We start from the raw sequence: 10,343 nt of genomic DNA, 5'->3' as shown, positions 1-10,343 counted from the left end.
GGGGACTCCCCGATGCTGCTTCCTCTTCTGGCGCAGCTGCGCGTGACCCGGCCAGTAGGGCGGCCCCGGACCCGCCCCGAGGCCGTGCTGGGCGATAAGGCGTACTCCTCCCGGGCGATCCGCACCCACCTACGTGCCCGTGGGATCAAAGCGGTCATCCCCGAACCGGCCGACCAGCAGGGCCACCGCAGACGGCGCGGTGCCCGCGGCGGGCGCCCCGTCAGCCTCGACGCGGACGCCTACAAGGGCCGCAACGTCATCGAGCGTCAGTACGCGCACCTGAAGCAGTGGCGGGGTCTGGCGACCCGGTATGACAAGTACGCGATCGTCTACCGGTCCGCTGTGGTCCTGAATGCTGTGATCGCATGGTCCAAACGATTGTCAGACATGCCCTAGGTGTTGTGGGTCATGAGGTTCTTGCCACGGGGTACGGGCTGAGATGAGACGAGCGGGCCTCTCCCGCAGGATGGAAGTTCCTCAACAACCCACCTGCCAGAAGAGACCCGCTCATGACTCACGCTAACGCACCCCTGACCCCGACCGGCCGTCTCAGGATGGTCCACCGCCACCTGCACGACGGGATCCCGCAGTCCCACGTGGCCGCCGAGTTCCGGGTGAGCCGGCCCACGGTGGCCACCTGGGTGGCCCGCTACCGCGCCGAGGGCGAGGCCGGGCTGCTCGACCGGCCCAGCCGTCCGCGCCGTTCACCTGCCCAGCTCGACCCCGAGGTGGTGGCCCAGATCCAGACCCTGCGTCGCAGGGAGAAGTGGTCAGCCCGCCGCATCCATCACCACCTCGTCTCTGAAGGCCACCAGCTGTGCCTGCGCACTGTGGGCAGGTGGCTGCACCGACTGGGCATCTCCCGGTTGCCAGACCTCGCGCCCACGGGTGAGGACCTGCGCCAACGACCGCAGAAGATCACCGCCCGCGGCCCGGGGCACATGGTGCACCTGGACGTGAAGAAGATCGGGAAGATCCCTGACGGGGGCGGCTGGCGTGCTCACGGACGTGAAAGTGAAGCAGGCCGTGCTTCCAAGCGTGGTGCAGGCCGGCGGGTCGGGTACACCTATCTGCACTCGGCGATCGACGGGTTCACCCGCCTGGCGTACACCGAGGCGTTGGAGGACGAGCGGGCGGCCACGACCGTGAGCTTCTACTGCCGGGCGAGGGCGTTCTTCGCCGCCCACGGGATCCGGATCGACAGGGTGATCACGGACAACGGCAACAACTACCGGGCCGCGGACTTCACCGCCAAGGTGGTCTCGCTCGGGGGCCGGCACCACCGGATCCGCCCCTACACCCCGCGCCATAACGGGAAGGTCGAACGCTACAACCGGCTGATGGTCGATGAGGTCCTCTACGCCCGCCCGTATACCTCAGAGCAAGCTCGGCGTGAGGCCCTTCAGGTGTGGGTGAACCACTACAACTATCATCGGCCTCATACCTCCTGCGGAGACGCCCCTCCGGCCTCACTGGCACCGACCCGAGTCAACAACGTCATGCCCTCCTACAACTAGGGCTTCGATGACCGCGGCCTGGCTGGGCGTTGCCGGGTTCGTGGCGGCCTCTCGACGCACCGCGTCGCGGATCGCTTCGGGCACTCGCACGTTCAGGGCCGCGGTCGGCGCCCCACGCCGCGCCAGGGGCGCATACCCACCGGCCGGGTCCGAGGTCGTTGCCGGTTCTGCGGGGATCACCGCTCCGGGAGCCGGGGTCTGGGGGGCCGGGGTGGGCTTGCGTCGCTGTGCTCGCAGACTCAGGTCGGGCTCAAGCTGCTTCTCGTTCATGCGGTGATCCTTTCGAAGATGAGGCCGGCCAGGTCGGCGTAGGCGGAGGCGACGGGTTCGCGCTTCTCATAGTGGCCCAGCCAGTCGCAGGCCAGACGTGCACCGGGGACGATGGAGCGGGCCGGCACCAGGGGGGTGAGCAGCAGCCCGGTCTCGCGCAGCTCCCAGCAGGGCCATGGACTGTTTGAACGCGGCCACGCTGCGGCAGGCTCCGTGCACCCCGACGCAGTCGTCCGAGGCGGGGCGGGCCGCATAGATCACCCGTCTGCGGCGGTGAACGCGTTGGGGGTCAACGGCCCGCCCTGACGGTCGGGGCAGTGGACGACGAGCTGTGGATGCCGCGAGCGAGACGAAGGGCGGGGGCTTCGCGTCTCCGCCTCTATCGTCGGGTCCCCGCGCCCTCCGGCCGACCCCATCCATGACGGCGCGGGGCTGCCGGCGTTCCGGACGGGCCCGGTTGACCGGCCTGCGATCACCCCACCGGCCCCGGGGACAGGGTCCACGTCGAGAGCAGCCGACCCAGCAGGCAGCCCCGCCCGGCCACCCTCAGTCCCGTGGCGTGACCGAGCGCAGCGCGAGCTCGGTGAGGACGGCCGCCTCGAGGGCCTCGCGTCCCTTGTCCTCTCGGGATCCGGGCAGGCCCGCCCGGTCGCGGGCCTGCTGCTCGGTGTCCACGGTGAGCACGCCGAAGCCCACGGGAACGCCGGTGCGCACCGAGACCTCCGTCACGCCCTGGGTCACGGACTGGCACACGTAGTCGAAGTGCGGGGTGTCCCCGCGCACCACGACGCCGAGGACCACGACGGCGTCGAAGCGCTCCGCCAGCCGCGCCGCAGCGACGGTGAGCTCGACGGTGCCGGGCACGCGCACGAGCACGGGCTCCAGGCCCAGGTCCGCTGCGGCGGCCTGCGCCCCGGCGATCAGTCCGTCCATGATCTCCGTGTGCCACTGGGCGGCGACGATCGCCACGTTCAGGCCGCTCGCAGCGGCGGGGTCGGGGGTGAAGGTCGGGGCTCCGGCGCCGCTCATGGGGTGTCCTCCTGGTGGGTGGGGTGGGTCGGGTCGGTGGTCGGGTCATCGGCCGGCGTGGCGGGGCCGCCGGTGGCCGTCGGCGGTTCGAGCACGCGGTCCGCCAGGGCGTGGGCCATCCGGTCCCGCTTGGTGCGCAGGTAGACGACGTTGTGCTCGGTGACGGGCGTGGGGGCCGGGACACGCTCGACGACGTCGATGCCGGCCGCCCGCAGCCCCGCGACCTTCGCGGGGTTGTTGGTGACCAGGCGGATGCGCCGATGGCCGGCGGCCGTGAGGACGGCGGCGGCCCCGGCCCAGTCGCGCGCCTCGGCGGGCAGACCGAGGGCGAGGTTGGCCTCGACGGTGTCCATCCCCTCCTCCTGGAGCCGGTAGGCGCGGATCTTGTTCGCCAGGCCGATGCCGCGTCCTTCGTGGCCCCGGAGGTAGAGGACGGCGCCGCCCTCGATCGCCGCGCGGGCCAGGGCGTCCTCGAGCTGGGGGCCGCAGTCGCAGCGCAGGGAGCCGAGGACGTCGCCGGTGAGGCACTCCGAGTGCACGCGGACGGTGAGGGGACGCTCCGGGTCGGTCTCCCCCGCCACGAGCAGCAGGTGTTCGGCCCCGGTCTCGGCGTCCACGTGCACGCTCACGCGGAACAGGCCGTGCCGGGTCGGCAGGGTGGCCTCGGCGGGGACGGCGGTCAGGGCCGGCGTCGTCTCCTCCAGGTGGGCCACGAGGTCCTCGATGGAGATGAGGACGAGATCGTGCTCGTCGGAGAACTCCCGCAGGGCGGGCAGGCGCATCATGGTGCCGTCGTCGTGGACGAGCTCGGCGATGGCGGCCACGGGCGCGACGCCGGCCAGGCGGCACAGCTCGACGCCGGCCTCGGTGTGGCCGCGGCGGGCCCGGACGCCGCCGGGGACGGCGCGCAGGGGGAACACGTGACCGGGCCGGGTCAGGTCACCGGGGGCGGCACCGGGGTCGGCGAGCACGCGGAGGGTGCGGGTGCGGTCGGCGGCGGAGATGCCGGTGGTGACGCCGGCGGCGGCGTCCACGCTCACGGTGTAGGCGGTCCCCTTGGGGTCCTCGTTGACGGTGGTCATGGGCGGCAGGGCCAGGCGGTCGGCCAGGCCGGCCGGCAGGGGCGCGCAGATGACGCCCGAGGTGTGGCGGACGGTGAAGGCGGTGACCTCGTCGGTGGCCAGGGCGGCCGCGTAGATCAGGTCGCCCTCGTTCTCGCGGTCGGCGTCGTCCACGACGACGACGGGCCGGCCGGCGGCGATCGCGGCGATCGCCGCGGGGACGGGGTCCAGACGGATGTGCTCGCTCACGGGCGGGCCTCCTCGGTGGGTGCGGCGGGGGCGGACGGGATGAGCGCGAGACGCTCGGCGTACCGGGCGAGGACGTCGGTCTCGAGGTTGACGCGGTTGCCCGGCCGCAGGGCGCCCAGGGTGGTGGCCTCGAGCGTGGCCGGGATGATGCCGACCTCGAACCAGTGCGCGGCCGCGCCCGGGTCGGAGACGGCGGTGACGGTGAGGGAGACGCCCTGCAGGGCGATGGCCCCCTGCGCGGGGACGTAGCGGGCCAGGCGGGCGGGCAGGCCGATGCGCAGAGTGGTCCAGGCCCCGTGCGGGGTGACCGCGAGGACCTCGCCGGTCCCGTCCACGTGGCCCTGGACCACGTGCCCGTCCAGGTGGTCGGTGGGGCGCAGGCAGCGCTCGAGGTTGACCCGGTCCCCCGGGGCGCGGTCGCCGAGGCTGGTCATGCGCAGCGTCTGGCCCATGAGGTCGGCACGGAACACGCCGGGGCGCTCCGTGGGCTCGTCGAGGGCCGTGAGGCACACGCCGTCGACGGCGAGCGAGCCGCCGGCGGGCAGCCCGTCGAGGGCGCCGCCGGCGTCGAGGGTCAGCAGGGCGGTGTCGGCGGCCGCGTCGTGCTCGAGGGCGACGACGGTGCCGAGATGGGTGACGATGCCGGTGAACACTCAGTCCTCCTGGAAACGGGTCGGGGCGGGGGCGGTGGGCAGGCGCGGGGCCGGCACCGGGCTCAGGTGGGTCCAGACGTCGACGCCGAGGGCACGGACGGGGCCGCCCTCCGCGGGGTCGGGGTGCCAGCGCAGTCCCTCGGACAGCGTGGCGACGTCCAGGCCGGCGACGGCGGCGCGGCCCGGGCCGAGCAGCAGGGGCGCGGTGTAGACCATGAGCTCGTCCACGAGGCTGGCGCGCAGCCACGCGCCGAGCACGCGGGGCCCGCCCTCGATGAGCACGTGCTCGGCACGGCGGCCGTGGGGCCAGGGCCCGGGGTGGGCCGCGAGCACGGCCAGGACGGCGTGCGGGTCGTGGTCGAGGACCTCCAGCACCACCGGGTGGGTGCGCAGGGCGGCGCCGTCGGGCACGGGCCGGTGACCCTGGACGACGGGCACGGGCTGGTGCGCGAGTTCGGCGCCGACGGCGTCACGGGCGGTGAGGCGGGGGTCGTCGGCCAGCACGGTCCCCGTGCCGACGACGATGGCGTCGACGCGGGAGCGCACCTCGTGGGCGTGGACGCGGGAGTCCGGGCCGGTGATCCACTGGCTCGTGCCGTCGGCGGCCGCGGCGTGGCCGTCGAGGGACTGAGCGAGGTGCCCGGTCACCCACGGACGGCCTGCGTCGCGGACCTCGCGCCAGCGGGCGGTGAGCGTGAGGGCGGCCGCCTCGCCGGTGGGGCCGGTGACGTGCACCCCGTGCGCGGCGAGGCGGGCCGCGCCGCCGCCGTCGTGACCGGTGGGGTCCGCGACGGCGTAGCGCAGTGCGCCGATCCCCGCGTCCAGGACGGCCTGCGAGCAGGGGCCGGTGCTGCCGGTGTGGTCACAGGGCTCGAGGGTGACGTGCAGCGTCAGGCCGGCGGGGTCGAGGGCGGCCAGGGCCGGATCCGTGGCGCGGGCGGCCCGCCAGCGGGTCAGGGCGTCGACCTCGGCGTGGGCAGTCCCCCGTCCGCGGTGGTGGCCGACGGCCAGGACGCGGCCGGCCTCGTCGGTCAGGACGGCCCCGACGAGGGGGTTGGCGCCGCGCACACCGCGCAGCGCGGCGCGGACGGCGAGGTCCATGGGGTCGGCGGACGGGGTCTCGGCGGCGCTCATCGGGCGACGTCCCCCTCGGGGCCGTCCGGCAGCAGCGTCTCCACGGCGGGCTTGTCCCGGTCTGTGGCGCGCAGCCACACGAAGAAGCCGATCAGGGTGAAGGCGCCGTAGAAGGCGTACATCACGGCCGAGGCGTAGTAGCCGGTGCTCCACAGCAGGGGCACGCCGACGACGTCCACGGCCACCCAGATCAGCCAGAACTCCACCCAGCCGCGCGCCATGCCGTAGGTCGCCAGCAGCGATCCCACGAACGTCCAGGCGTCCGCCCACACCGGCTCCCACGAACCCAGGGCGCGGAACACGGGGGTGAGGGCGACGGTGCCGACCGCCATGGCCGTCACGAGGAACACGCGCCCGCGCCAGCCGGCCCACTCCGGGGTGATGGCGGGAGCGTCCTCGGCGTGGCCCCGGCGGGCCTGACGCCAGCGCGCCCAGCCGTAGACGGAGACGGCGATGAACATGACCTGTCGGCCGGCCTGGCCGAGCAGGGTGGCGTGATCGGCCCCCGTGAACAGGGAGGCGAGGAAGACCGTCAGCAGGATGAGGTTGCCGAGGATGCCCACGGGCCAGGCCCAGACCCTGCGCGCCATGCCGCCCAGGGCGGAGGCGAGGCCGAAGACGTTGCCCAGCACCTCGCGCATGAGCAGGCCGCCGCCGGCGACCGGGATGGTCCAGTTGAACGCGTCCACCAGCCAGTCCATGACCGTGACGCCACCTCCTCGGATCGGGACTCCGAGGGGTGCGCTCCGCAGCCCTCCCGCGCAGGGCGCGGAACGGCTCCGCCGCGTGCCTCTCCCATCCCGACTGTACGGTCGGCACCGGAATTCCACCGGTCAGGCCGCCCGGCACCGCCTCGGATGAGGACGGGCCGCGCGGTTAGCGGGCTGTCACCGCCGGTGCGGATTTCCACCGCATCTCGGAGCACGTTGCTGTCCAGCAGTATCGCACGCCCGGCCGGCCGCGCATGCCGGACGTCGCCGGGCGACGTCCGGCGCGGCGGGCGGGCGCGTCGCCGGGCTAGTGGCAGGCGCGGGCGGCGGCGGTGCGCAGGCCGACGAGCGCGGCGTCGGGGTCCTCGGCGCCGAACACCGCGGAACCGGCCACGAACACGTCCGCCCCGGCCTCGGCCGCACGCTCGATGGTCTCCCGGTTCACGCCGCCGTCGACCTGGAGGGCCAGCGGGGCGGACCCGCCGTCGAGGGCGCGGCGGGCCCGGCGGATCTTCGGCAGCACGACGTCGAGGAACGCCTGCCCCCCGAAGCCGGGCTCCACGGTCATCAGCAGAAGCATGTCCAGCTCCGGGAGCATGTCCAGGTAGGGCTCGACCGCGGTCGCCGGCCGCAGCGCCATGCCGGCCCTCGCTCCGGCCGCGCGCAGCTCCCGGGCCAGCCGGACGGGCGCGGCCGAGGCCTCGGCGTGGAAGGTGACGGACTCGGCCCCCGCCTCCGCGTAGCCGGGCGCCCAGCGGTCGGCGTCCTCGATCATCAGGTGGAGGTCCAGCGGCAGGTCCGTGGCGCGTCGGATCGCCTCGACCACGGGCAGGCCGAGGGTGAGGTTCGGGACGAAGTGGTTGTCCATGACGTCCACGTGCACCGCGTCTGCGCTGGGGATGCGGGCCAGCTCGTCGGCGAGGCGGGCGAAGTCCGCGGACAGGATCGAGGGGTGCAGGCGCGGGGCGCGGGCGGTCATGGGCGGGTCCTCTCGGTCAGGCGCCGGGGGCGCGCAGCAGGGCCAGGAACATGGCGTCGGTGCCGTGCCGGTGCGGCCAGAGCTGGGCCGTGCGGGCGACCACATCGGCTGGCTCCGGCGCGCCGGCGGGTTCGGCCTCGTCCAGGCGCAGGTCGTCGAGCGCGACGGTGTCGAGGGCGGTGCGGGCGTCGAGCAGCTCCAGCTCGGGGTGGCGGCGCACGAGGTCCTGGACCTGGACGACGGTCTCCGCGACGTGCGGGGAGCAGGTGACATAGGCGAGCACGCCGCCGGGGGCGAGGACGGAGACCGCCGCGTCGAGCAGCTCGGCCTGCAGGCCGGTGAGCTCGGCGAGGTCGGCCGGAGTGCGGCGCCAGCGCGACTCGGGTCGGCGGCGCAGCGCCCCGAGGCCGGTGCAGGGGGCGTCCACGAGGACGCGGTCGAACGCCGGGGCCGCCTCGGGGGCGTCGGCGATCGTGCGACCGTCCCCGGCCCGGACGGTCCAGGCGTCGGCGGGCACGGCGGCGAGTGCCTGCCGGACGAGGTCGCCGCGGTGCGGGGCGACCTCATTGGCCACGAGCGTCGCCCCCCGCTCGGCGGCGAGGGCGGCCAGCAGGGCCGCCTTGCCGCCAGGGCCGGCGCACAGGTCGAGCCAGCGCTCGGCCCGCCCCTCGGCCGCGGGGACGGGTGCCTGGGCCAGGGCACGGGCGGTGAGCTGGGAGCCGGCGTCCTGGACGCGGAGCACGCCCTCGCGCACCCCGGGCAGACGGCCGGCGTCGCCACCGGAGTGCAGGGCGGAGTCCGGGGCCAGCGGCCCGGGCTCGGCGCCGTCGTCGAGGGCCGCGGCGAGCGCCTCGGCCCCGCCGGCCACGGGCAGGGCGACGAGGTTGACCACGGGCGGGGCGTTGTCCGCCTCGAGCAGGGCGGCCAGCTCGGCGTCGCGGTCGGCGGTGTGGCGGGTGCCGCGGTGGGCGGCCAGGGCCTGGCGCAGCGCGCGGACGATCCACACCGGGTGCGAGGCTCGGACGGCCAGGGCGGCGTCGCCGCCGTCGGCGGGGGCGACGTCGGCCAGCCACTCGTCGAGGGGGCGTTCGGCGACCCGACGCAGCACCGCGTTCACGAACCCGGAGGCGCCGGCCCCGATCTCGGCGCGCACGAGGGAGACGGTGGCGTCGAGGGCGGCGTGGGCGGGCACGCGCATGCCCAGCACCTGGTGGGCGCCGAGCCGCAGGGCGTCGAGCACGGGTGGGTCGATCTGCTCGAGCGGGCGGTCCACGCAGCGGGTCAGGATCGCGTCGTACAGGCCGAGCCCGCGCAGGGTGCCATAGGCGAGTTCGGTGGCGAAACCGGCGTCGCGCCGGTCGAGGCGGGCCTGGCGGATGCGCGCCGGGAGGACCAGGTTCGCGTACGCGTCCTCGGCGTGGACGGAGCGGACCACCCCGAACGCGACGCGGCGGGCCGGGTCGGCGGTGCGGGAGCGCTGGGACGGCGCCTGCGCCGAGTACTTCCGTCCCGCGCCCGAGCGACCCCGGTTGCGGGTGCGCCCCTGCGCGTCGCGGCGGTCCTGGGCGTCCGGCCGGGGTGCGCGGCCGCGTTCCCCGCGGGCCCCTCGCTCGCCCCGGCCCTGTCCTGCCTGTCCTTCGCGGCTCATGCGCGTGCCTCCTCGTCCTGTGCCGCGGCGTTCCGCGCGGCCTCGCGTGCCGCCGCCCGGGCGGCGGCCTTCTGGCGGGCCTGTTCTTCGTGGTGGGCGAGCGCCTCCCCGGCCAGCAGCGCGGCCCCGGCGGCGGCGCCGCGCGCCCAGTCGGCGGCCGGCATCAGCTTCCTGCCCGCCGGCTGGACGCGGGAGAGCCGGACGGCCCCGCCGGACGTGCGCAGCCAGGCGGCCTTCGCGGCCACCAGGATCTGCCCGGGAGCCGCGGCGTCGAGTACGGAGGGCCAGCCGTCGTCGCCGGCGCGGACCGGGGCGACGCCGTCGAGCTTGAAACGGGCCGGGGCGGCGCCGTCGTCCGCGGTCAGCCAGCCCCAGGCGCCGGGCTCGGGGGTGACGCCGTTGATCCGGGCGGCCACCTCGGCCGCCGGGCGGGCGGGGTCCACCAGGCCGTCTGCGGCCGTGAGCTTCGGCGCGTGGGTGGGTTCGCCGCGCTGGGGCGTGGCCGTCGCGGTGCCGGCCGCCAGGCGGTCGAGCACGTCGATCACGAGCGGGCCGCCGCGCTCGGCGAGGTCGGTGAGCACGGTCCCGGCGGTCTCGTCGGCCGCGACGGGGCGGGTGAGTCGGGCGAAGACGGGTCCGGTGTCCAGGCCCTCTTCGAGCTGGAACACGTCGGCGGCGATCTCGGTCTCCCCGGCCATCACGGCGCGCTGAACGGGGGCGGCGCCGCGGTAGGCCGGCAGCGCGGAGAAGTGCAGGTTGAGCCAGCCGTGGCGCGGGATCTGCAGGGCCTCGGCGGGCACGAGCGCCCCGTAGGCGACGACGGCGGCCACGTCCGCCTCGAGCGCGCGGATCGCCTGGAGGGCATCGGCACCCTCGGGTCCGCGGAGTCGGTCGGCCTTGAGCACGGGCAGGCCGGCCTCCTCGGCCACGACCGCGACCGGCGACGGGGTCAGCACCCGCCGGCGCCCGACCGGGGCGTCCGGCCGGGTGAGCACGCCGACGACCTCGTGGGGCGAGTCGAGCAGGGCGCGCAGCACGGGCACGGCGGTCTCGGGCGTGCCGGCGTAGAGCACGCGCAGGGGCGTCGGGGCGG

General features: G+C 75.5%; 11 protein-coding genes and 1 riboswitch. Of the genes, 2 read left to right on the top strand and 9 right to left on the bottom strand.

Going from position 1 to position 10,343, the window contains the following annotated elements; genetic code table 11:
- Positions 1-396 (top strand): transposase (locus ACUW6W_RS02070; protein WP_454179703.1); only part of this gene is annotated, 396 nt, incomplete at its 5' end.
- A 113-nt stretch (positions 397-509) separates the two neighbouring features.
- Positions 510-1,517 carry an IS481 family transposase gene (locus ACUW6W_RS02065; RefSeq protein ID WP_101967801.1) on the top strand — a complete coding sequence of 336 codons (1,008 nt, stop codon included), beginning with the start codon at positions 510-512 and terminating at the stop codon, positions 1,515-1,517.
- A gap of 266 nt (positions 1,518-1,783) precedes the next feature.
- On the opposite strand, the gene ACUW6W_RS02060 is transcribed toward ACUW6W_RS02065, so the two are convergent.
- The 9 genes from ACUW6W_RS02060 to ACUW6W_RS02020 all read right to left on the bottom strand — a co-directional run bounded on the left by ACUW6W_RS02060 (position 1,784) and on the right by ACUW6W_RS02020 (position 10,329).
- Entirely contained in the window at positions 1,784-1,915 is a 132-nt protein-coding gene (locus ACUW6W_RS02060; RefSeq protein WP_020624531.1) for a hypothetical protein, read from the bottom strand.
- Between the two features lie 418 nt (positions 1,916-2,333).
- Entirely contained in the window at positions 2,334-2,816 is a 483-nt protein-coding gene (ribH, locus tag ACUW6W_RS02055; RefSeq protein WP_044659922.1) for a 6,7-dimethyl-8-ribityllumazine synthase, read from the bottom strand.
- On the bottom strand, positions 2,813-4,126 hold the full coding sequence (locus tag ACUW6W_RS02050; protein WP_044659921.1) for a bifunctional 3,4-dihydroxy-2-butanone-4-phosphate synthase/GTP cyclohydrolase II: 1,314 nt from the start codon (positions 4,124-4,126) through the stop codon (positions 2,813-2,815). Before ACUW6W_RS02050 ends, ribH begins: the two co-directional genes overlap by 4 nt.
- Positions 4,123-4,779 carry a riboflavin synthase gene (locus ACUW6W_RS02045; RefSeq protein WP_044659920.1) on the bottom strand — a complete coding sequence of 219 codons (657 nt, stop codon included), beginning with the start codon at positions 4,777-4,779 and terminating at the stop codon, positions 4,123-4,125. The genes ACUW6W_RS02050 and ACUW6W_RS02045 overlap by 4 nt, the downstream gene beginning before the upstream one ends.
- Positions 4,780-5,913, bottom strand: coding sequence for a bifunctional diaminohydroxyphosphoribosylaminopyrimidine deaminase/5-amino-6-(5-phosphoribosylamino)uracil reductase RibD (gene ribD / locus ACUW6W_RS02040; protein ID WP_044659919.1), 1,134 nt, complete (start codon positions 5,911-5,913; stop codon positions 4,780-4,782). It abuts the gene before it with no gap.
- Complete coding sequence (pnuC, locus tag ACUW6W_RS02035) at positions 5,910-6,614, bottom strand: nicotinamide riboside transporter PnuC (RefSeq protein ID WP_004167571.1); 705 nt, start codon at positions 6,612-6,614, stop codon at positions 5,910-5,912. Before pnuC ends, ribD begins: the two co-directional genes overlap by 4 nt.
- Before the next feature lie 82 nt (positions 6,615-6,696).
- Positions 6,697-6,841: riboswitch (FMN riboswitch) on the bottom strand.
- A gap of 89 nt (positions 6,842-6,930) precedes the next feature.
- Entirely contained in the window at positions 6,931-7,602 is a 672-nt protein-coding gene (gene rpe, locus ACUW6W_RS02030) for a ribulose-phosphate 3-epimerase (RefSeq protein ID WP_060973834.1), read from the bottom strand.
- Positions 7,603-7,618: 16 nt separating this feature from the next.
- Complete coding sequence (locus ACUW6W_RS02025; protein ID WP_060973833.1) at positions 7,619-9,250, bottom strand: RsmB/NOP family class I SAM-dependent RNA methyltransferase; 1,632 nt, start codon at positions 9,248-9,250, stop codon at positions 7,619-7,621.
- Positions 9,247-10,329 carry a methionyl-tRNA formyltransferase gene (locus ACUW6W_RS02020; RefSeq protein ID WP_230278126.1) on the bottom strand — a complete coding sequence of 361 codons (1,083 nt, stop codon included), beginning with the start codon at positions 10,327-10,329 and terminating at the stop codon, positions 9,247-9,249. The genes ACUW6W_RS02025 and ACUW6W_RS02020 overlap by 4 nt, the downstream gene beginning before the upstream one ends.
- Between the last annotated feature and the right edge of the window lie 14 nt (positions 10,330-10,343).

The organism is Micrococcus sp. 093350064-1 (assembly GCF_053627955.1).
This window is presented reverse-complemented; position numbering and strand designations above follow the sequence as displayed.